Here is a 21,061-nt window from a genome sequence, read left to right on the forward strand (position 1 = left end):
AGTAAGGTGGAATGTATAGATGAGAATATTGCATATTATAACGAATACGGAATTGGGAGGCGCGCAATCCGTTTGTATTTTTTTAGCAAATGCAGCAGCTCAAGAACAAAATACCGTTGCTGTAGCTAGTATGCCTGGTGGATATTTATGGGATCAATTACATCCTGATATTATCCGTTACCCGGTAAAAACAATGGTGAAGCCGATTAGCCTCTTTCCAGACATACGCTGTTATTTTGAATTAAAAAAAATTATTAGATGTTTTAGACCTGATATTATTCATTTGCATTCTAGCAAAGCGGGCGCATTAGGTCGTATTGCTGGAATAAAATATAAAGATCGTATTGTCTATACTGTTCACGGGTTTGACTCTATTCGTCTTCGTCATAGAGTGTTTTTACCATTAGAGCGGCTATTACAGCGGTATTGCGCAGCAATTGTTGCTGTTTCATGTTATGATGAAATGAATTTAAAGAAGGAAAAAATATATACTAATGTTTTGACTATTCATAACGGGGTACAGTCGCCTAAAACAGCTGTTTTAAGACCATTTGATAATAGTGGATATAAAAAAGTTATTATGACGGTTGCTCGTATTTCGCCGCAGAAACGATTTGACGGGTTTCTTACAGTGGCATCTCATCATGAAATGCAAGATTTTTTATTTGTGTGGGTCGGCGGCGCGGCAGGAAAAACACTGGATGACCTGCAACAAGAGTATACTATTCCCCCAAACGTGTTACTGTTGGGTGATTATCCTGATGCAAGCTCGCTTTTAGTGTATTGTGATTTATTCATTTTGCTGACGAATTATGAAGGTTTACCGATGACTATACTTGAAGCCATGGCTCAAGGAAAAGTTGTTGTTGCCTCTGCTGTAGGCGGGATTCCAGAACTTGTAGATGATTCGAATGGAATGTTGGTGAAAAACGATGAAGATGCTGTTATGGCAATACATCAGTTATTAGCTGATGAAGAGAAATTAAAGCAGATGGAACAGATATCAGTTTATAAATATCTTAATTATTTTACCTTTGAGACTATGTATCATAAATACGCTGAGTTATATAAAACAATTTTTAACCTAACAAGGGAAGAAGAATGACTATTGCAATAATAGGCGGTTCCGGATTTATCGGAACAAGATTGACTCGACGGCTCTTAGCTGCCGGACATACTGTTAAAATACTTGATAAGCAGGATAGTAAGTATTATCATGAATTACGGGCTTTTGCTGATGTTAGAGATATTGATTCTCTACAGAAAGGTTTAAGTTCGAATATCGAGTGTGTTATCAACTTAGCTGCTGAGCATCGTGATGATGTTGAACCTAAGAGCCTCTATGATGAGGTGAATGTTAACGGTGCCGAAAATGTATGTAAAGTATGTTCGGAATACAGCATAAAAAAAATTATTTTTACAAGCTCTGTTGCTGTTTATGGCTTTGCTCCTTTAAATACGAACGAGACGGGGGCAATAAACTATTTTAATGATTACGGAAGAACAAAATGGTTTGCAGAGGGAAAGTATCGTGCTTGGCTGAATTCCAATACGAATAACTCACTTACAATTATTCGCCCTACTGTTGTTTTTGGCGAACAGAACAGAGGCAATGTGTATAATCTTCTAAGACAAATTAGTTCCGGATTTTTTCCTTTTATCGGTGATGGAAAAAACAGAAAGTCTATGGCGTATGTTGAAAACATTGCCGCTTTTATTGAATTTTCTCTTAATAATACTTCTGGGGAGCACTTATTTAACTATATAGATAAGCCGGACTTTGATATGAATACTCTTACCAAAGAGGTGTATGCTATACTTGGAAAACCGCATCATAAAATTTTTCATTGGCCGTATTGGTTGGGGTATTTTGGAGGTCTTTGTTTTGATCTTCTTGCCAAAATAACTGGAAAAAAATTAGCTATCAGCTCTATTAGGGTAAAAAAATTTTGCGCAAACACCCTTTTTGATTCAATTAATACTCAAAAGACTAGTTTTAGGCCTCCTGTTTCATTGAAAGATGGTTTATATAATACGGTTAAATACGAATTTATTGATAAGGTTCAAGGGCATAATTTTTATAGTGAATAATACCTATAATTTTATACAGAACAACCGCTCAAAATCTTTTGAGATGCAATAATGTTACGAGGTACCTAATAGTTTTGTTTATAGGATCTTAAAGAAATGCGTACAAGTGAAATTGTAGTATAGGATGCATATATCTACAATGGCTTGAGTCTGTCAAAGAAGTTGATGTTACCGCTAAAACATCTTAAAGGAGGTGTTCTAAATGCGCCGTTTAAAAAATATTCTTATCACAGGCGATGCCGGCTTTATTGGGTCTAATTTTATCTGTACCTTATTAAAAAGACCAGATTAAAAAAACCGGCGCTATGTTATTGATTGTACAAAGCTTAAAACGCAGCTGGGCTGGAAGCGTGTGTTTGATTTTGAAACAGGTCTTGCACATACTGTTGACTGGTATTTACAAAATAAAGATTGGATTGAGAATGTCCGTTCCGGTGAATACCGAAAGTGGATTGAAAAAAACTACAGCAGACGTTGATAGCATGATTATGTTATACTTGCAAAAATGAGAGGGTATATTTATGAATGATGAAAATAATGTTGTCGATGAAATATCTTTGCTGGATTTAATTTCCGTATTGTGGCGGTGGAAATGGCTTATTGTCGGAGTAACCGGTTTGATATCGGTGGCTGTGTTTGCTTATGTTTTTATCGGTAAAAAAATGGCGCCTGAAAAATCATATATGCCGGATCTATATACCAGCACGGCTTTTATACGGGTACAGATCGATGCCGGCGCTGCGAGTGATGCCTTGGTGTCAATGCTGCGGCAAAGTAATCCCAGTAATCTAGCTGAATTGGCCGGCAGTGGAATAGTACTTTATATTGCAGGGAGTAATTTATTTCTTGATACTGTTGCCGATGAATTGCATATCGCCGAAAAATATGGGATTAAAAATTCTGTCAAAACAGAGACAAGGAATATAGTAAAGGGTCTGTTTAAGGTAAAGATGGACGAAAAAAGCGGAATATTTTCAGTAACCGCTACGCATATTGATCCTAAGTTTACGCAAAAAGCCGTATCGGTCGCTGTCGATTATTACGAAAAGTGTTTTGCGGAGCTCGGTTTGAATAAGAAGGCTCGAGAAAAAGAAAATTTGGAAAAAAGTTTGGAACAATCCTTTAATGAAATAAAACGCTTGGAGCAGGAAGTTGATAATTTGGAAAATAAAAAATCTCGTTCAGGTGGGGGAGAGAACGTTGTGCCTGCGATAAAGCAAATTAAACGTGAAATTGCTATCCAAGAACAGGTTTACGAACAGTTAAAAGTACAATATGAACTCTTAAAAGTAATAATTGCAAGCGAAAATCCCGCATTTCAAATACTGGCTATGCCGGAAATACCCGAAAGAAAATCAAATCCGCCGCGGACAAAAATATATATCATTGCTTTTGTCGCAGGATTGTTCTTTTCAATCTTTCTGGCATTTCTCTTAAACGCGCTACAAGAAATATGGAGAGATCCTTCAGTTCGCGCAAAATTTTTATCAAAAAAAGAAAAGCACCGCGAGTCATAAATTTGTTTTATCTTTTTTGCGGTCGCCACGCCTTTGTTATTCGTAGCTTCAAATTCTGATGTAGAAGCTATAACCGCTTATCGTTCCTGGAATAGAACAGAGTGTAATGCGGAACGGCGTGGCAATACGCTCCGACGCATATCCGTATATGCCTTGTCGTAAATTTGACTTTTATATTGCGATAGCCGTTATCCCTCCTCTTTAAAAATCCCACAAAATAGTATATGCTTTCTTCATGAGCAATACAAAAACCGACAGAGATTTTCTCTTTGCGCTTGATTATATATTGAATAAAGCGAATCTACGCGAGATTGAAGCATTTGCCGCAGCGGTTGAGCGCCGGCAAGCTCAGCTTGAGGGAGCGATAAACAGTAGCATCCCATTTACTCCGGAAGAAGCAGCCAAGAAAATGTCGGAATCGATCTACGCTTCTATTGATGCAAGTATGGATGGTGTCCGGCATACTTTTCGGGATTATGCCGCCGATATCTTGCAAAAAGAAGCGCCGGAACTTTCTAAGGAACAGATTGCCGGTCTGATCGATTCATGGATTCCGCAATCGAGCGGGGCAGGCGGTAAAAAACGTCGCGCTTCTTTGGTAAAGAACGGTTCGGTGCAGGGGGTGCCTGCCGATCTGTTATACGAAATGGTTATACAGTTTGTTTCCTATAGTTTGGGAGAAATGCCGGTTGAAACACAGCGCAACCTTACTGCTGCAATGCATGATTGGACGGGCTCTTATTGGCGGCGCTTCCCTACCGAAATAAAACAAGAAATAAAAGCTTTTTTGAACGGAGAGACAACATCCGGTGAGTTTCAAGATCATCTACGTGATATGTTAGGGTTAGCATAAGGAGATTTACATGCAAGAAAACGAGCAGCCGTTCGAGGCGTGGATCGGATATTATAAAATAGAATATCTTGATACTGAACCCAAAGTTACGGAAAAAGAGCTCTTCGATACGGTATTTGCCAAGCTGGAAAAAATACAAAAGCAAGCTATACTCGAAAAGATTAAAAGAGTAGAAGCTCAGCTTATAAGTCTGGAAGAGGAATTGGATATATTTTTAGCACAAAGGTAATAAGTGTCTGTGCTTTAAGTTTTTCTTTCCATAGTGTAAGCAATATAGAGTATGGCGGATGCTCAGATTTCAATTCGAAGGAAGATATATGACTTTTATCTATTATCCTAAATGCAGAACGTGCATGAAAGCAAAAAAATGGCTTGGTGATCATCATATTGATTATATTGAGCGGCACATCAAAGAAGATAATCCATCTGTCGCTGAATTACAGACCTGGCATCGGCAAAGCGGACTGCCGCTGAAAAAATTTTTTAACACAAGCGGATTGTTGTATAAAAGTTTACAACTTAAAGACAAACTTTCCGGTATGACTGATGATGAAATGTATAGTATCTTGGCATCGGACGGCATGCTTGTAAAACGACCGCTTATTATTACGAAAAATAAAGTTCTTATCGGCTTTAAAGAAAAAGAATGGGAAGAAAGTCTTGTATAAGAAGATGTGTTATTAATTTTTGCGACAAAGCAAATGTATGGTTGAAGCGGGTGTTAGATGATTTTCTAGTTACAAATATGAGACTGTGAAGTCCTTTCTGTAAATTCAGTAGGCTGCGGTAAAAAGTTTTAATGCGGGTATATCCCACAAGTAGCTGACAGCTACTGTTTATTTTTTGAATATAAAATACTGTTGATTTTTTATCAAGAGTTAAATACTAAAGACAGCTTCCTTGCTGTGAAATTGTCTTTTTTTATAGATTAGTCAGGCAGGCGACCTTCGTACATTATGCACATTTCTCCGTAGGCCTGGCCCCAGTTGTGAATCGGCTGAGTCCATTTTTTTGTTGCTTCAAAAGTTGTAAGATACAAAGCTTTGAGCAGAGCCTGGTCGCTTGGGAATACACTGCGCTGGCGATTGAGTTTTCGGTAACTGGAATTCAGGCTTTCAATCGCATTCGTGGTGTAAATGATTTTCCGGATATCCTTAGAGAACTTAAAAATAGGCACGACAACATCCCAGTTTTCTATCCAGCGCTTCATGGAGTTCGGATATTTTGCGGACCATTTTTCAACAACTCGGTCGCGAGCTTTCAGCCCTTCACCTTCGGAGGCTGCGTTGTAAATTGTCTTCAGGTCAGTAGCGAAAGATTTCATGTCTTTTGATGCAACGTATTTCAGAGTGTTGCGGACCATGTGAACCATACAGCGCTGATAATCAGTTTTTGGAAATGCGGCATAGATGGCCTCTTTGATACCTGTAAGGCCGTCAGCACAGATAATCATAATATCCTGCACTCCACGGTTCTTAAGCTCATTCAGAGCGTTCAGCCAGAACTTAGCACTTTCATTTTTGCCTATGGCAAGCGACAGCACTTCCTTACGCCCGTCACAGGTAAGTCCAAGAATTACATAAGCGGCTTTTTTGACAATCACTCCGTTGTCTCTGACAGAATAGTGAATGGCATCGATGTAAATGACCGGATAAACATCATCAAGCGGCCGGTTCTGCCATTCTTCAATCTGCGGAACTATCTTATCTGTGACATCGGAAATAAAACCCTCAGACACATCAAAGCCGTAAATGTCTTCGATGGTGTCTGAAATCTGACGGGTTGTCATTCCCTTTGCATACATTGATATGATTTTATGATCGATGTCAGAAATATCTTTCTGGCCTTTTTTTACGACCTGCGGTTCGAAAGTTGATTTTCTGTCTTGAGGAACTTCCAGTTCAACTTCTCCGATACTTGATTTTACAGTCTTTGACTTGTAACCGTTTCGGTAATCATCGTTGTCAGAACGCTCAGATTTTTCATATCCCAAGTGAGCCTCCATCTCTGCTTCCATCATTTCTTTGATGGTTCCGCCTAGAAGGTCTTTCAGTGCTTCCTGAATATCCTGCGCTGACTGGATGTCGTATTCTGAAAGCAAAGTTTTAATAATCTCTCTTCTTTTGCCTTCAGTCATTACAACTTTGTGTGGTGGTGTTTTTTCTTTTGCCATACGTTGGCTCCTGTCTTTATTTTACCACAGTACCTACTTTTTTAGGAATTTACAGAAAGACTTTCACAGAGTCACAAATATCTATAGACAATTTTTCACACACTTTTGCTAAAGCTCCATTATTTGTTATTAAAGTCGCATCATTCCTTCTTGCTAATACAGCATAATACATATCATAAATCGAATGATTATTTTTCATTCCTTCTGCTAGAGCTTCTTTCCATAATTCTCTTGTTTCAATAAAATCATCAACCATATCAATTCCATCTTGAACATATTGAATACAATCAATATGAGATATGCGACCTGCCTTATAATATTTCCATAAAACATTTGTAATTTCGGCTATAAACAAATCGGGGGCAATAATCCAAGTACCTTGATGATATATACTCTTAAATGTATTGTCTTTTTCTCTTTGAAAAATAATCTCTATATAGATGCACTTACATCTAAAACTACAATCATCTGTTACGATCATCTCTTATAAAAGAAACCGGATCGATTTTCTTAATTTCAGATGCTATCTGTCTCTTTTCAAGTCTATCAATCAATCGTTTACGTCTTCCGATATTTGATTCTTGTTGCTCTAAACTCTTTTCAAGTAAAACTACTACTTGTTGAGCTATAGTTCTATTTTCATTTTTTTGCAACGTATGAAATTTTTCTATAAATATCTTCCGGACATTCTCTTACTTGTAATAAAGGCATATAATCACCTTCTGCATATAATATACAGCTATTTGTATGTTATATCAAGCAATTTTGAACTTCTAGTAATATAAATCGATTCAATTAGGATACTATAAAGAAAAATGCTTCCCCGCATCTTTTATGCGTGCAGCGTCCGTTCAATATCCGCTTAACCTGCATTTGCGGCTTGTCCGCAATGTCAGGTTGAAGCGAGTGTTAGACGTTATTTTTAAATATAACTATATACTATTTAATTATATTTACTTTTATTTTATCAAACTCAGTTGGTAAAAACTCTAGTTTTATTGAATCGTTAAAATATTCGCTATCAAAGCCTTGTATTATTATTGTTCCGATGAATTTTTCTACATCATATTCTCCTAGACATTCATCAAGAAATAAAAATCCAATCTGACTATAAATTTCACATTCGATCTCAGTGTATCCATTACAAAAAAGAACAATTCCTATTTTACTTTTATCTTCATCTTTTATAAACATAAACCTTATATCATTTGGACAAACTTCTTTATCTTCTATTTTAATTGAATTCTCTATTTTTCTTCTCGGGCGGAATCTTATAAAAGTCCATTCTGATAATTCCGGTTTTAATGAATACAATTTTTCGACTGCAGGAAATGCATCTAGTATTCCATCTGCACTAATTACAAAATCTCTTTTTCCATTTTTTACAGAACTAATTTCAAACGTTAGATCAGGATTTATTTTATGTAATTGAATTTGAAGTTCATTAAAAATTTTTTCCTGATTTATTTCATAATTGTATATTAATTGTGAGTTTTTACAAAACCAACCCCAAAATTTTTCTTCTTTTGTCTTTACAAAACATGATATTAAGCCCATAAGCATAAATCCTATAATAAATATAATTTTTTCATTTTCTTTCTTGTTGCCCATTGGGCAATCTGTCTAACATCCGCTTAACCTGCATTTGCGGCTTGTCCGCAATGTCAGGTTGAAGCGGGGGTTAGACATTTTTTTTGTTATGAAAAACTATAGTTATTCATAACACTTTTTAGATTATCGAATTTTTCCATATTTCAATAATCTTTCGACATCCTTTCTTATTTTTTCATAGTCACAATTATCATATTCGTTCTTTTTAAATACTAAATGAGGAACCTCGTCTTGTCCCGGTGATATTCTGTATAAACTTATCATTGCATAATCATCCATTAAAATAACGGCCATAGTTGTATATAAATTTTGTGTGTAAATTTCTAATTTATGATCCCTATTTATAGACTCTTTCTTCAGTTCCTTAATAAAATCATTAATTTTATTTATGTAATAATCTCCTTCATGATCATTTTCCTTGTTAACACAGAAATTGAGTCCGCCGCATCGGGATCCAATAAAATAAATCTTGTCGTTTTATAACTTTGATTAAATCTTTTTCTGAATAATTCAATATTATTAGCAAAAAATCTTTTACCATCATTCATTACTACTGTAACGATTTCGCTTTCGATAAAATTCTCTTCATAAGTATCGTTTTTTAGTGGAAACCCTGATTCAAAACCTTCTAATCCTTTTTTTTCAAGTCTATCCAAAAAAGGAAGATTTTTCTCAAGCAAAGTCCGCAATGTTTCCTCAAAATGATTTCTTTCAAAAATACTTATTATAATTGTGAACAAAGCAGCAGTAATTATAGAATAAGCAATTGATTTACATATTTCAATAGCAATTGGATCCTGTATATAATTATAGGTAATATATAATAAGACCGCACTTACAATAATTAATATCAAAGCAAAAAACAATTGTATTTAGTTTATAAGACTTTTTTACCTTCATCTTCATTTATCTCCTTATTATTTTCGCGGTAACGGACAAAATAACTATCGTTTTTTGTCTTTACTAGAATTTTATTTTTTCTCAGTATGAACAAAATTTTTCTTTCTCTTCTGGGCGCTGGGCGCCGAAGGCGTCCACATAACACCTTTTCGACCCTTCCTCATAATATCATACGAACGCCCCATTTGCAATCTAAACTATCGTGGATTAAAACAACTATATCTTTCTTCCATAATATCCGCCGAAATACATCATCGACAGGCAGACTAGGCCTATCTTCACTAAATAGGATACATTTTCGGTTGATAGGGCATGAAAACCGGCTGCAACCACTTTGTAAGAACAACACTTTGGAGGATTTGCATCGGGAGGGTTGATTGACTTCGGAATACCTAACCGTCAAACAGCTTCATGCAGGGTTTGCTGAATGACCTAAGGCTCGATATGCTGTCCTCCTGTCTTTTTATTCTGCCATCGAGGTGCTTGAGGTAACACCCGCTGCCATGCTCATGTTTTATCGGCAGTGGGCTATTTTTTTGACGAGAGCAAATGGAAGCGACCCTGAACCGAAAGCGTTTCTACAAAGGCAATTCCGCCACAAGCCATTCACCGCTTTTTTTGTCTTTTCTCATAGTAACTTCGTCTTCACCTTCGTCAGTTTTGTCCTCGTAGGAATATGCGATTTTTATCGTGTAAAAAGCGGTTGCGTCCCCCTTAAGCATAAATTTTTCAGGACTAATTGTAATGGAAATTGTATCGACTATTCCGTAGAACTGCGCATAAGCCTCATTCATTTCGTCGACTAATATCTCATAAAATGTATTATTCACGATCAAATCATGCCAGTCGTCAGTTTGCTTAAAATAGCTGACAAAGAACGCGGCGAGTACAGCCGAGGGGTTTGTTCTATCTTTCCAAGAATCGCCGCTCAAAGTCTTTCCTCCGTAAGTTGCAGTAACCTCTTTTCCATTCCGTACAACGATGAATGATTTTTCAGTGATTAGCGTGTTCTGCGCATACAAAACAGTTACTGTGAAAAGCACCGCGGCTAGTCTGATGATGTGTTTCATTATTCCTCCTTAGCTATTGATTAATATCTATTTGCATTATCAATTTTTTCGCCTTGAAGAGGTCAATCTAACATTCGCTTAACCTGCATTTGCGGCTTGTCCGCAATGTCAGCGTTGAAGCGGGTGTTAGGACAATCTACCAATTTCTCACTAAGTTTTTTTCAGAATCCTTCATTCTTCCAAAAACTGCAAGAATGAAATCTATGCTATTTACGAGCACTGATATACTTACAAAACCTATTAATAATATTAATAATATAATAAATACACTTCTATCTATAAAAAGAAGTGTATACCAATAGCGAAAAACCAAAAAAAATTCAGTAACAATAATCAATCCAAGTAATAATTTTCCAATACCTATTACCGTTCGTCCTATATAGAATCTATCAATTCCTAAAAAACCTAAAAATGCAGAATAAAGTATTAAATAAGTTCTGCTTTTTGGTGAAATTCTTTTATTATTTTTTATTTCCAAATATCGGCTTTCGCTCTTTACAATCATACTACCTGCTGATAAAATAAAAGAAATATTTCTTATCAGAATAAATATATATAAAATGGAATTCTGTGCAGAATTAAATGCAGAAAAAAATGTAAGGTAATTTACTCCTTTCTGTGACACAGCGATAAATAAGGCGGAAACCGAAAAAGGATTATCAAATATTATTGTTATGAGAATATAAAAATAAAGTGTTAGAATTCCATACTCCCTTTCATTTGAATTACTTTTTAAACAGAAAATTCCCAGTAAAAGGAAAAAAATAAAGTTCTTAATAATTTCTTGCCACGGAACAATAAATATATCTTTATACTCATCTAAGGATGACAAATATCTTCCTACAATACTTTTTGGAAAAAAAATTAAAAGAATTATTGCAATAAGTAAACTTAGTTCTGTCCAAAATGCAATTAATCCTGTAACTTTTGAAAACTTATTCATTAATTCTCCTGAATTTTTCACGCCGTTAGGCGTGTCGTCCTAACATCTGCGTAACCTGCATTTGCGGCTCGCTCGCAATGTCAGGTTGAAGCGGGTGTTAGATGTTTCCATCTATTTTATTGGCTTTTAAAACTACATGTATCATATCATCATTTTTATACTGCTTGCCTAATTCTTTTATATTCTCAATAAATTTTTTACTATCTTCAATATATTCATAAAAAGAATATACCTCAAGATTTCCTTTTGCATAACAATAAAATATTTCATTATATTTTTTACACAATTTGAAAAATAACTTATAGTTTTTTGTTTTAATTAAATAATATAATAAATGCATTACAGGGTGTATAATAGTATCCATTATCATATACCGCCATAATTCAAATGAAAAACCTGTTGGAAAATCTTTTCTCTGTAAATCTGCTTCTGTATACAGTAGCACAATATTTTTATATTCATTCAGTTCAAAGATTAGTTTCTTCTGTAATTCTGTAATATGCTTATTCTTATTTTTTATATAATTTTGTTTATTGAATATATCGATATTACTTATTTCTTGAAAATCTTGGTTATGTACAATAGCGTTTAGTTTATTTTTTGAAAACATAATCCATTCCAAAAGATGCGCAATGACATCTTTATAATTCCAATCATCATAATTACTGACAAGTTGTTCACTTTTGTAACTACTTATAAAATCAGCAATATCTATTTCTATTTTATTGATTTCTGTTATTATTTCTTTAATTGTCATTTTTCTTTTTTTCTGTATCCATAATTTTTATCAGCTGGTTCTTAAATTCAGGAATAATGTTTTTTGCAACATCCCACACAATTTCATAATCAACGGAAAAATAACCATGAATGAGTTTATCTCTCATACCGGCAATATTTCTCCATGGAACTTCTTTATATTTAATTATTACATCACTTGAAATATTTTTAACGGCTTCTCCGATAATTTCAATACTTCGTGCAAAAGCTCGTTGCGTTTTTTTCATCTTTTAAAAATACTTCCTTTGATATGGTCCTTATTTCAGATTCCAAAAAAAAACAATTTCATCAAAAATATGCTTAAATAACTCTTCATTTGATCGATACATATTCAACCTCATTGAGTATTCTCTGACCAATATAAGGACTTAAACTTTCTATGGTTAATAAATCTATTTTTGCATTCAAATTATCTTCCAAGTAATAAACTAAATTTATAAAGTTATTATAATTTTTTTTATCATCATGGAATTCTACTAATATATCAATATCGCTATTTTTATTTTGTTTATTATGTACATAAGAACCAAAAAGACCTATTTTTTTTACGCCATAGGACTGGAGAATGTTTTTATTATATTCTAAGAAATGAAAAATCTCTTTTTTTTCTTTAGGTTTCATACTTCTATTATACCTTTTTTTAATATTAAATCTAGATTTATACCTGAAAAATTCAGCTCGTGCAGTAGCACGAGTCCGTCTAACATTCGCTTAACCTGCATTGCCGCAAAGGCAATGTCAGGTTGAAGCGGGTGTTAGATTTTTGCTTTATAAAATTCTCATCCTTATCAAGGCAATAAATGAAATAACTTAAAATAGTTGTTGAATAAAATTCTAGTACAAAGGATACCATAATCCTTGATAGTCGCGATCTACGAATAATTGAGTATCTTTTTTTAATGTTTTTCCATCCTTGTAGTATTCAAGCAGATGAATACTTTCTAAAAAATAATTACCTGTAGACCATTTCCTATAAGAATAAATACGATTATTTATATAGTCATATTTATGTAATTGTATGTTCTGAATCTGACCGGAAGTTTTACACTCTTCATAGATTATATTTCCCATAGTATCATATTTGTATAAATATTCTTCAGAAAATTCGTTTGTACTTTTACCGCCCATGGTAACAGTACCATCATCATTAAAAGTTGCGACAATTGTTCCGCCATAATTGGAATTCTTCCTTTTTTTACTAAGTAGGTACCCTTTACTATCATATGCATATATCAACCCGTCCGAATCCGTACAATATAAGATACCTTTATCCTTATAGTATTGATATGTCACTTCGTGCTGTTCGCCAGAGCCTTTTTTATCCATACGTATTAGATGACCTTTAGTGTTATATTCATAACGCTCTTCCGCGTAATAAACTTCTCCCCGCCTTTGACTCTCTATCTTACAACAAATTTTATTTCCTTGCCCATCATATTCATACCATGTATTATCAGTAGAGCCATTCCCTTCATATATTAATTTTCCTTCGCCATCATACTCTTTTACTTTTATGATGGACAGCCATTTATATATGGTTTCACCGTTATACTCGATTGGAATGTATTGTCTCTGGCCTGCAGATAATTCTTTATCCTGCCCCCACGCCGTACATATCTCAATAATCAAAACAAATAAAAAGCTATACAACTTAATCTTATTTCTCATCTTTCAACCTTTCTTTTGCAATGTTTTTTTCATTGTGAGTTTTATTTTTCGGTCGAAGGACTGTTTCGATTTGTTCCGCGCCCGCCTGCCTCTAGGCAGGTCAATCTAACATTGTTTTAAACCGCAAGTTGCAACAGCAACTTGTCGGCTTTGAAAACGGTGTTAGGTGTTATTAATTAACGTTATACCCGAATTTTCTTGTTAGAAGAGTTTCTTTCCACCACGTTTCTCTTGCTAATATGATTTTATCATCAATGGTTGATTTAAAAATTTCTAAAATTGAATATCTAAAATTTTTCTTTATATATTCAAACTCTATTTTTTTTAGTTCCTTATTTCCTCCATGTCCATTTGCTATATAATTTTCCCATCTTCCAAGAATCATATTTTCTCCATAGGCTGAACCTACATACATTTTTCCAGAATTTATATCTGTTATTAAGTATACGCCTTTCTGATTTTCCAACGCAGTTTTCCATGAATCTATTTTAATTAAGTTTGAAAGTTCATTCCAGCTTACATTTACTTTGTCATAACCTGGAAAATCAATTTTTATAGATTCTCTCTTAATTTCCAAAACATTCATATTTTCTATATACTTTTCTAATCGTAAATATGAAGCTCTAAAATCTTTCTTAAAATTAATAATCAGTTTACCAATGAACTCATTCGCTACATTTAGCAAACAGGTTTCATATTTATATTTACTATTTTCTTCACTTACAGAAACACTTTCATAAATACCAGCAAAAAGCCATTCATCTTTATTCCAATAAATTAGTGACAATATATATTTTCTCCCAAAGTTTTTTTGACTTTGATTCTCTTGCCAATTTTTAAAATTTCCTTCAAGGAATGCATACTTTGGCTCAAATATATCATCACTTCCAGTTGCACAATGAGTTTTTATTTCTTTACATTTTTCTTGCAAAAAAGGAATTAACCTACCTATATTCATATCATTCTCCTATTTATTGCTAAAGTACTCTTACTCTCTTTATATTAAAAACTGCTTAATTTAGTCATTTATTTTTTACCATATAAAAAGTAACTCTTTCACTATGATTATCAGCCGAAGTCCAATATATTAATTCTTCTCCATTTTTGTAATGAATTATTGGCCGTTGAGATATTTCATTTTTACCCCAAGCCCAACAAGGATTATTTGGAGATGCCTTTCTATATTCTTTTAATGTTGGAAGTCGATAACCATTTGCATTCTTATCTAAAACAAAGCCTTTCGCATCTGTATTATAGTTATTATACAGATTTATAGGTTTTTCATTCAAATAATAACAAGGTGTGAGACCTTCTTTTATACTTAAATCATTACAATATGCAATTGCATAAAAAAACCTATAATTAAATACAGGTTTTAACGAATCTTCTAAAGGAAAATCCTCTACAACATAAAGAGTTTTCTCTTGTTCCTTTGTGGGTATAACATACTCCATTTTTTTCCTCCATAACTCAGTGCACAGTCCACCTAACATTGTTTCAGCCCTTCCTCATAATATCATAAAAACTACTCGTTCGCAATCTAAACTGTTACAAGATAAGAAATTAAATCTTTCTTCCATAGTATTACCCGGAACACATCATCAACAGCCAGATTAGGCCTATCTTCACTAAATGATATAAAGACAAATCACATTCGGTCGACAGGGCTTTGAACGCCGAGACCGCCGCGGTTGAGGACGTGGGTGTAAACCATAGTGGTTGAAACATCGCTGTGACCGAGAAGTTCTTGGATGGTGCGGATATCGTAACCGGATTCCAGTAGATGCGTTGCAAATGAGTGGCGGAACGTGTGGCAGCCGATTGGCTTCGGAATACCCGACTGTAAAACAGCTTCGTGCAGAGTGCGCTGAATAACCGAAGGATCAATATGATGCCGTCCCTGCTCACCGGTTTCTTTATTTTGCCATCGGCGTGCTTGGGGAAACACCCACTGCCATGCCCACGTTTTACCGGCATTAGGATATTTTTTTGCAAGGGCAGACGGCAACGGCACTAAACCGAAACCGTCTTTGCAGTCTGCCTCATGGATGCGGCGGACATTTTCCAAATGTTTTTGCAGCGGAAATTTCAAAGATACCGGCAGCATAGTTTTACGGTCTTTTGCTCCCTTTCCGCAGTGTACCGTAATTTCATTTTTATCAAAATCAATATCCTGTACCCGTAACCGCAAGCCTTCCATCAACCTCATTCCCGTTCCATAAAGTAAGCGAATAAAAAGACCATAATCGTTTTCAGGCAACAGCAGGAATAGTCCAAAAGCATTGAGCCGGAATCCAAGCTCTGTTGGGTACTTTTTTTATCGCTTGCAAGATTTTAGAAAAATCTTCTCTACCTGCTTTAAAACGTACTGATAGCGTTTAATATTTATTTTTGTGCATCACGAAGTAGATGCACCCCTGCCGTAAGCCTTTTGAAATAGACTGTTAAGCAGTTGTACATCCCCGCCCAAAAATGAACATCCTTGTTCATTTTTGGGCTACAAGTTTGCAGGAGCAAACTTACTTCCGCTTGGAACCACTGCCCTCCTTGGCAGTTCTGATACGTTGAGCATTTTCAGAAGCCGCACTCGGTTATAACTTTTCCGTAAGCCTTTTGAAATAGACGGCGCAGATACGAGGCACGAGCACAAATTAACCGCAGGCGTATCTTTGATACGTTGAGCATTTATTTTTGCGCAGTAACGCAGTAGATGCCCCTTCCGTAAGCCTTTTGAAATAGACTGTTAAGCAGTTGTACATCCGTGTACAACTGCTTAACGACGAGATTTGTGTACAACACAAATCTCGCTACTGCTTATAACCACGGCCATCCCTGTCCGCTTTGAAATTACGAGGCGCGAGCAAAAATAAAGCGGAGACACGCCACAGAATGTACGTCCTGTACATTCTGTGGCTACGAGTTTAGCCTTACGTCTAAACTCGTTACTGATTTACTCCCCCGCCATCCGTGGCGGCTCTGCTACGTTGAGCATTTATTTTTGCGCAGTAACGCAGTAGATGCCCCTTCCGTAAGCCTTTTGAAAATAGACGGCGCAGATACGAGGCGCGAGCACAAATTAACCGCAGGCGTATCTTTGATACGTTGAGGATTAATTTGTGCGCAGCAACGAAGTAGATGTGCCGTCTATTTCAAAAGGTATGAGGGAAGGCCTTCTGTATAACCTCCTCCATCCTCGTAACAGGATGGAACTGAATGCCTTTCTTTACATGCTCGGGAATTTTTTCGAGGTCGCGGATATTTGCGGCGGGGATGATAATCTCTTTGATGCCGTTGCGGCGGGCGGCGATGGTTTTTTCTTTTAAGCCGCCGATCGGGAGTACCTGACCGGTCAGTGAGAGTTCGCCGGTCATGGCGAGTTTCGGTTTAATGACTTTACCGGACAACAGCGAAAGCAGCGCAACGGTCATCGTGATGCCGGCGGAGGGGCCGTCTTTGGGAGTTGCGCCTTCCGGAATGTGCAGGTGGATAACGTGGTTTTCAAACCACTTAACGCTTGCAATGCCATGTGCGTCGGCAAAGTGGCGCACCCATGTCCATGCAATCGATGCGGACTCCTTCATCACATTGCCCATCTGACCGGTCAGGCGGAATTGCCCCTTGCCCTTATTCGATAAGGCTTCTATCAACAGGGTATCGCCGCCCATGCTCGTCCATGCAAGCCCGATCGCCGTACCGGGGACTTTCGCGTATTTGATATCGTCGTCGCGGAAGATAGGTTTGCCGAGCATCTTTTCGATTTCGGCGGTATCCGGCGCAAACACATCTTTTTCGCCGCGCTCGCCGGTAACCAGCTCAACGGCGATCTTCCGGTGGAGCTTATCGAGGTTCTTTTCAAAGTTGCGTACCCCCGCCTCCCGCGCATAGCCGTTCGCAATATGCAGCAGTATCTGCTTGGAATATTTCACCTGCGCTTTCTTTAAGCCGTTTTTCTCAAGGCTTTTCGGCAACAGGTAGTTCTTTGCGATTTCTACCTTTTCCGAATCGATATAGCCTGCGAGTTGAATAACTTCGGCGCGGTCGAGCAGCGGGCGCGGAATACCGTCAAGTGTGTTCGCCGTCAGAATAAACACGATATGCGATAGGTCAAACGGCAGATCGAGGTAGTGATCGCGGAATGAAACATTCTGTTCGGGGTCGAGCACTTCAAGCAAAGCGCTGGAAGGGTCGCCCTGATAGCTTTGCCCCATCTTATCGATCTCGTCAATCATAAAGACCGGCGCCTTTGTTTTCACGATTTTTAATCCCTGCAAAATCTTGCCGGGCATCGCGCCGATATACGTTCTGCGGTGACCTTTAATTTCAGCCTCATCCCGCATACCGCCCACCGAGAATCGGAAAAACGGTTTATTCATTGCACGGGCAATTGACTTGCCGACACTCGTTTTACCGACACCGGGCTGCCCTACCAATAAAACAATCGAGCCCTTCGTATCGTTTTTCAGCTTCCGTACCGCAAGGTATTCGATAATCCGCTTCTTTACATCCTCCAGCCCGTAATGATCCGCGTCCAAAACTTTTTTCGCTTCTTCTATATTATACGCTTCCGGTTCGGGAGGATTCCACGGGAGTGTCAGCGCGGTTTCAAGATAATTCCGTCCGACAATGTATTCAGGTGAATTCGGCTCGAGGAACTTGAATTTTTCAAACTCAGCTTCTATCGTCTCTTTTACTTCACCTTCAAAATGGAAAGAGTCGATCAGCTTGCGGAATTTCTCTTCATCGGCATCCTTCGGATCGGAGCTCAAGCCCAGCTCTTTTTTGATGCTTTTGAGTTCTTCATGCAGAAAGTATTCGCGCTGATTTTTTTCAATCCGCGTATTCAGATCGGCTTGAATCTTCCGCTGGACATCCAGCAATTCCTTTTCTTTTTTGATATGCACAAAGACCTTTTCCATCCGTTCGCGGACGTTGATCGTTTCCAGTATTTTTTGCTGATCCTCTTTCGGGATGTTTAAAATGCTGGCAGTAAAGTCCGCAATCTTTCCCGGATGGTCGATGTTGACGATGTTGAGCCGCATCTCTTCCGTAAAAAGCGGGTTATTTTCGGAAAGTTCTTTCATCTCTCCGATAAGCCCGCGGAGCATCGCCTTTACCTCAACCGTATTCTCTTCCTCATCTTCGAGGTACTGAACCGCTACGACAATCGGTTTTTTCTCGTTGACAACTTTGCGGATTTTGAACCGCTTTAAGGTTGAAATAAGAATATTGATCCCGCCGTCAGGCAGGTTGATTTTTTTGATAATCCTCGCCGCAGCTCCGATTTGGTATACATCAGAGGCACCCGGATCTTCCGTCTCGTTTTTTAACAGCGAGAGCCCGATAAAACCGGTACTGCCGTACGCTTCTTCGACAGAGCGGATATCATCGGCGTCGTTTATCAAAAGCGGGGTAAAAATCCCCGGATAAATAGGCCGGCCGTTCAGCGGAATAAGATTGATTTTTTTAGGCAAAAGTTCTTCGATTGGAATAACCGCCTTTGCGTCTTGTTGAGTTGACGTATCTGCCGCGTTCGGCGTATCTAAAGTCTTTGAAGTATCTGAATTCATAGCTTTAAATATCGTCATTATTCAGCGAAAAGTCAATAAATGGCCTTTTATCTCTTTAGAAAATGCGGTATACTGACCCTCATGGGGAAAAGTATCGTTTTTGTTAATCAAAAAGGCGGGGTAGGGAAGACCACTTCAGCCGTCAATATCGGCGCATACTTTGCACAGGCAGGGAAGAAAACGCTGCTTGTGGACTTTGATCCGCAGGGAAATATGTCGTCGGGCGTCGGTATTTCCAAAAAGCAGCCGAGTATTTATGATGCAATTGCCGGAAAAATTCCTATCCAAAAAACGGTCAGACCGACGGCGGTTAAGGACTTGTATGCAATCCCTGCCGATATCAATTTATCGGGTGCGACCATCGAACTGGTTGATCAGCAATCTCGAGAATTTTTTCTCCGTGACAATCTCGCGCTCCTTAAAGAAGAATACGAATATATTTTAATTGATTGCCCTCCGTCATTGGGGATTTTAACGCTGAACGGACTCGCCGCTGCGGATGAGGTATTTATTCCGCTGCAGTGTGAGTATTTTGCGCTTGAGGGCTTAACGCTCCTTTTGCAAACCGTTAAAAGAGTACAGGAAAAAATCAATCCCCGCCTTAAAATCGGCGGTATCTTTTTCACGATGTACGATTCCCGTACAAAGCTCGCGCAGGAAGTTGTGCAGCAGGTTACCGCCTATTTTAAAGACCGCGTATGCAGCACGATTATTCCGCGTAACGTCCGCCTCTCCGAAGCGCCCTCCCACGGGCTTCCCATCTGCAAGTATGACGATTCCTGTATCGGCGCCCGCAGCTATGCAAAACTCGCTCAGGAGGTGCTTGACCGTGCCTAAAGCTGCATTAGGTAAAGGACTCGACTCCTTACTTTCTCCCGACATTACGGATTTGTATTCAAACGATGCTGCTGCACAATCTTCGGATGTACAACCAAGTACCGGACAGTCCGGCGCAGGGCAATCAAACGATGGCCAGCCGTTTGAGAGACACTCGAACAATAAACAAACGAACAACGGACAAACGGGAGTGGTGCAGCTGTCCGATACGCAAGACCATACTGCGGTTTCTGCTCCGGTTGAGCTTGACCCCGCGCTATTAAAACCCAATCCGTTTCAGCCCCGTCGCACCTTTAACGAAGAGAGTTTGCAGGAGCTTGCCGCTTCCATCAAAGAACACGGGATTATTCAGCCGATTATCGCGGAAAAAAACGGCGATGAATACTATATTATTGCGGGAGAGCGGAGAACGAGGGCGGCGCTTTTAGCGGGGCTTACACGGGTTCCGGTTATCTTCCGTGAATTTGAAAATAGCAAAAAGCTTGAAATTGCGCTTATCGAAAATATCCAGCGGGAAAACCTCAATCCGATTGAAGAGGCGAAGGCATATCAGGAGATTATGCAGCTGTCCAACCTCAATCAGGAGGAGACCGCCAAGCGGGTAGGGAAGAGCCGATCGGCTGTTGCCAATGCGATGCGGCTTTTACAGCTGCCCGACGAAATGCAGACAGCGCTGGAAAAAGGCTCCATCACCGCAGGTCATGCACGGGCAATTCTCTCTCTTATCAATCCGGCGGATCAAACGCTGCTGTTTACCCGCATTACGGAGCAGTCGCTTTCGGTGCGTGAAGCGGAAATGCAGGCAGCTCAGTTGAAAAACGGCAGCCGCGCCGGACAGAAAAACACGGCACCGCAGCCGGTAAGTCGGCTGGAAGCGGACGATGCGCAGCTTGCAGTCAAAGATATTGAGCAGCAATTTATCGATGCGCTGGGCACAAAGGTGGAAATTAAAGGCGACCTTGAAAAAGGCATCGTGCATATTTCATACTTTTCGCAGGCGGATCTTGATGCGCTATATAATAAAATTGCTGCAAAATAATATTGCAGGAACATA

Annotated in this window: 21 protein-coding genes and 3 pseudogenes; 9 read left to right on the forward strand and 15 right to left on the reverse strand. The window is 38.1% G+C overall.

Going from position 1 to position 21,061, the window contains the following annotated elements:
- Positions 1–19 precede the first annotated feature (19 nt).
- The 7 genes and pseudogenes from GWP43_RS02855 to GWP43_RS02885 all read left to right on the forward strand — a co-directional run bounded on the left by GWP43_RS02855 (position 20) and on the right by GWP43_RS02885 (position 5,129).
- Positions 20–1,105, forward strand: coding sequence for a glycosyltransferase (locus GWP43_RS02855; RefSeq protein ID WP_162662564.1), 1,086 nt, complete (start codon positions 20–22; stop codon positions 1,103–1,105).
- Positions 1,102–2,091, forward strand: a complete 990-nt coding sequence (locus GWP43_RS02860; protein WP_162662566.1) for an NAD-dependent epimerase/dehydratase family protein — start codon at positions 1,102–1,104, stop codon at positions 2,089–2,091. Before GWP43_RS02855 ends, GWP43_RS02860 begins: the two co-directional genes overlap by 4 nt.
- A gap of 295 nt (positions 2,092–2,386) precedes the next feature.
- Positions 2,387–2,569, forward strand: a pseudogene (locus GWP43_RS02865) (dTDP-glucose 4,6-dehydratase); the annotation flags it as partial.
- Between the two features lie 43 nt (positions 2,570–2,612).
- Positions 2,613–3,608, forward strand: a complete 996-nt coding sequence (locus tag GWP43_RS02870) for a GNVR domain-containing protein (protein WP_162662568.1) — start codon at positions 2,613–2,615, stop codon at positions 3,606–3,608.
- A 235-nt stretch (positions 3,609–3,843) separates the two neighbouring features.
- A complete protein-coding gene (locus tag GWP43_RS02875) occupies positions 3,844–4,461 on the forward strand; it encodes a hypothetical protein (RefSeq protein WP_162662570.1) in 618 nt (205 codons plus the stop codon).
- 10 nt (positions 4,462–4,471) lie between these two features.
- Complete coding sequence (locus GWP43_RS02880) at positions 4,472–4,690, forward strand: hypothetical protein (protein ID WP_162662572.1); 219 nt, start codon at positions 4,472–4,474, stop codon at positions 4,688–4,690.
- An 88-nt stretch (positions 4,691–4,778) separates the two neighbouring features.
- Positions 4,779–5,129, forward strand: coding sequence for an arsenate reductase family protein (locus tag GWP43_RS02885; RefSeq protein ID WP_162662574.1), 351 nt, complete (start codon positions 4,779–4,781; stop codon positions 5,127–5,129).
- Positions 5,130–5,389: 260 nt separating this feature from the next.
- Here the strand turns inward: GWP43_RS02885 and GWP43_RS02890 are convergent, their stop codons facing one another.
- From GWP43_RS02890 to lon, 15 genes and pseudogenes are all read right to left on the reverse strand, one after another.
- Positions 5,390–6,598, reverse strand: a complete 1,209-nt coding sequence (locus GWP43_RS02890; RefSeq protein WP_414162724.1) for an IS256 family transposase — start codon at positions 6,596–6,598, stop codon at positions 5,390–5,392.
- Between the two features lie 85 nt (positions 6,599–6,683).
- Complete coding sequence (locus GWP43_RS02895) at positions 6,684–7,115, reverse strand: type II toxin-antitoxin system VapC family toxin (RefSeq protein WP_162662578.1); 432 nt, start codon at positions 7,113–7,115, stop codon at positions 6,684–6,686.
- Positions 7,099–7,287, reverse strand: coding sequence for a hypothetical protein (locus GWP43_RS02900; RefSeq protein WP_230977987.1), 189 nt, complete (start codon positions 7,285–7,287; stop codon positions 7,099–7,101). The genes GWP43_RS02895 and GWP43_RS02900 overlap by 17 nt, the downstream gene beginning before the upstream one ends.
- A 286-nt stretch (positions 7,288–7,573) precedes the next feature.
- Complete coding sequence (locus GWP43_RS02905; RefSeq protein ID WP_162662580.1) at positions 7,574–8,245, reverse strand: hypothetical protein; 672 nt, start codon at positions 8,243–8,245, stop codon at positions 7,574–7,576.
- 386 nt (positions 8,246–8,631) lie between these two features.
- Positions 8,632–9,099 carry a hypothetical protein gene (locus GWP43_RS02910; RefSeq protein ID WP_162662582.1) on the reverse strand — a complete coding sequence of 156 codons (468 nt, stop codon included), beginning with the start codon at positions 9,097–9,099 and terminating at the stop codon, positions 8,632–8,634.
- A gap of 624 nt (positions 9,100–9,723) precedes the next feature.
- Complete coding sequence (locus GWP43_RS02915; protein ID WP_162662583.1) at positions 9,724–10,215, reverse strand: hypothetical protein; 492 nt, start codon at positions 10,213–10,215, stop codon at positions 9,724–9,726.
- A 136-nt stretch (positions 10,216–10,351) separates the two neighbouring features.
- The gene (locus GWP43_RS02920) at positions 10,352–11,158 is read right to left on the reverse strand and encodes a TM2 domain-containing protein (protein ID WP_162662585.1); all 807 of its coding nucleotides are present in this window, start codon (positions 11,156–11,158) and stop codon (positions 10,352–10,354) included.
- Positions 11,159–11,255: 97 nt separating this feature from the next.
- Positions 11,256–11,915 (reverse strand): hypothetical protein, encoded by a 660-nt coding sequence (locus GWP43_RS02925; RefSeq protein WP_162662587.1) that lies wholly within the window; start codon positions 11,913–11,915, stop codon positions 11,256–11,258.
- A pseudogene (locus tag GWP43_RS02930) lies at positions 11,905–12,264 on the reverse strand (HepT-like ribonuclease domain-containing protein). The gene GWP43_RS02925 and the pseudogene GWP43_RS02930 overlap by 11 nt, the downstream one beginning before the upstream one ends.
- A complete protein-coding gene (locus tag GWP43_RS02935; protein WP_162662589.1) occupies positions 12,248–12,556 on the reverse strand; it encodes a nucleotidyltransferase family protein in 309 nt (102 codons plus the stop codon). Before GWP43_RS02935 ends, GWP43_RS02930 begins: the two are co-directional and overlap by 17 nt.
- 213 nt (positions 12,557–12,769) lie before the next feature.
- Positions 12,770–13,603 (reverse strand): hypothetical protein, encoded by an 834-nt coding sequence (locus tag GWP43_RS02940; RefSeq protein ID WP_162662591.1) that lies wholly within the window; start codon positions 13,601–13,603, stop codon positions 12,770–12,772.
- Positions 13,604–13,775: 172 nt separating this feature from the next.
- Positions 13,776–14,561: a GIY-YIG nuclease family protein gene (locus GWP43_RS02945; protein WP_162662593.1), complete on the reverse strand. Its 786-nt coding sequence runs from the start codon at positions 14,559–14,561 to the stop codon at positions 13,776–13,778.
- Positions 14,562–14,625: 64 nt separating this feature from the next.
- On the reverse strand, positions 14,626–15,057 hold the full coding sequence (locus GWP43_RS02950) for an SUMF1/EgtB/PvdO family nonheme iron enzyme (protein WP_162662595.1): 432 nt from the start codon (positions 15,055–15,057) through the stop codon (positions 14,626–14,628).
- Positions 15,058–15,251: 194 nt separating this feature from the next.
- Positions 15,252–15,875, reverse strand: a pseudogene (locus GWP43_RS02955) (integron integrase); the annotation flags it as partial.
- Between the two features lie 877 nt (positions 15,876–16,752).
- On the reverse strand, positions 16,753–19,188 hold the full coding sequence (lon, locus tag GWP43_RS02960; protein ID WP_230977992.1) for an endopeptidase La: 2,436 nt from the start codon (positions 19,186–19,188) through the stop codon (positions 16,753–16,755).
- A 63-nt stretch (positions 19,189–19,251) separates the two neighbouring features.
- On the opposite strand from lon, the gene GWP43_RS02965 reads away from it, so the two are divergent.
- Both GWP43_RS02965 and GWP43_RS02970 read left to right on the forward strand, forming a co-directional pair.
- Positions 19,252–20,007 carry a ParA family protein gene (locus tag GWP43_RS02965; protein WP_162662597.1) on the forward strand — a complete coding sequence of 252 codons (756 nt, stop codon included), beginning with the start codon at positions 19,252–19,254 and terminating at the stop codon, positions 20,005–20,007.
- Positions 20,000–21,046 (forward strand): ParB/RepB/Spo0J family partition protein, encoded by a 1,047-nt coding sequence (locus tag GWP43_RS02970; RefSeq protein WP_230977994.1) that lies wholly within the window; start codon positions 20,000–20,002, stop codon positions 21,044–21,046. The genes GWP43_RS02965 and GWP43_RS02970 overlap by 8 nt, the downstream gene beginning before the upstream one ends.
- Positions 21,047–21,061 lie beyond the last annotated feature (15 nt).

The sequence above is a fragment of the Treponema vincentii genome (assembly GCF_010365865.1).
Taxonomy (GTDB): domain Bacteria; phylum Spirochaetota; class Spirochaetia; order Treponematales; family Treponemataceae; genus Treponema.

What these genes read in the sequence shown, in the direction of transcription:
- GWP43_RS02855 (WP_162662564.1), top strand. Translation starts at nt 20, where the DNA reads ATGAGAATATTGCATATTATAACGAATACGGAATTGGGAGGCGCGCAA.
- GWP43_RS02860 (WP_162662566.1), top strand. Translation starts at nt 1,102, where the DNA reads ATGACTATTGCAATAATAGGCGGTTCCGGATTTATCGGAACAAGATTG.
- GWP43_RS02870 (WP_162662568.1), top strand. Translation starts at nt 2,613, where the DNA reads ATGAATGATGAAAATAATGTTGTCGATGAAATATCTTTGCTGGATTTA.
- GWP43_RS02875 (WP_162662570.1), top strand. Translation starts at nt 3,844, where the DNA reads ATGAGCAATACAAAAACCGACAGAGATTTTCTCTTTGCGCTTGATTAT.
- GWP43_RS02880 (WP_162662572.1), top strand. Translation starts at nt 4,472, where the DNA reads ATGCAAGAAAACGAGCAGCCGTTCGAGGCGTGGATCGGATATTATAAA.
- GWP43_RS02885 (WP_162662574.1), top strand. Translation starts at nt 4,779, where the DNA reads ATGACTTTTATCTATTATCCTAAATGCAGAACGTGCATGAAAGCAAAA.
- GWP43_RS02890 (WP_414162724.1), bottom strand. Translation starts at nt 6,598, where the DNA reads ATGACTGAAGGCAAAAGAAGAGAGATTATTAAAACTTTGCTTTCAGAA.
- GWP43_RS02895 (WP_162662578.1), bottom strand. Translation starts at nt 7,115, where the DNA reads ATGATCGTAACAGATGATTGTAGTTTTAGATGTAAGTGCATCTATATA.
- GWP43_RS02905 (WP_162662580.1), bottom strand. Translation starts at nt 8,245, where the DNA reads ATGGGCAACAAGAAAGAAAATGAAAAAATTATATTTATTATAGGATTT.
- GWP43_RS02915 (WP_162662583.1), bottom strand. Translation starts at nt 10,215, where the DNA reads ATGAAACACATCATCAGACTAGCCGCGGTGCTTTTCACAGTAACTGTT.
- GWP43_RS02920 (WP_162662585.1), bottom strand. Translation starts at nt 11,158, where the DNA reads ATGAATAAGTTTTCAAAAGTTACAGGATTAATTGCATTTTGGACAGAA.
- GWP43_RS02925 (WP_162662587.1), bottom strand. Translation starts at nt 11,915, where the DNA reads ATGACAATTAAAGAAATAATAACAGAAATCAATAAAATAGAAATAGAT.
- GWP43_RS02935 (WP_162662589.1), bottom strand. Translation starts at nt 12,556, where the DNA reads ATGAAACCTAAAGAAAAAAAAGAGATTTTTCATTTCTTAGAATATAAT.
- GWP43_RS02940 (WP_162662591.1), bottom strand. Translation starts at nt 13,603, where the DNA reads ATGAGAAATAAGATTAAGTTGTATAGCTTTTTATTTGTTTTGATTATT.
- GWP43_RS02945 (WP_162662593.1), bottom strand. Translation starts at nt 14,561, where the DNA reads ATGAATATAGGTAGGTTAATTCCTTTTTTGCAAGAAAAATGTAAAGAA.
- GWP43_RS02950 (WP_162662595.1), bottom strand. Translation starts at nt 15,057, where the DNA reads ATGGAGTATGTTATACCCACAAAGGAACAAGAGAAAACTCTTTATGTT.
- lon (WP_230977992.1), bottom strand. Translation starts at nt 19,188, where the DNA reads ATGACGATATTTAAAGCTATGAATTCAGATACTTCAAAGACTTTAGAT.
- GWP43_RS02965 (WP_162662597.1), top strand. Translation starts at nt 19,252, where the DNA reads ATGGGGAAAAGTATCGTTTTTGTTAATCAAAAAGGCGGGGTAGGGAAG.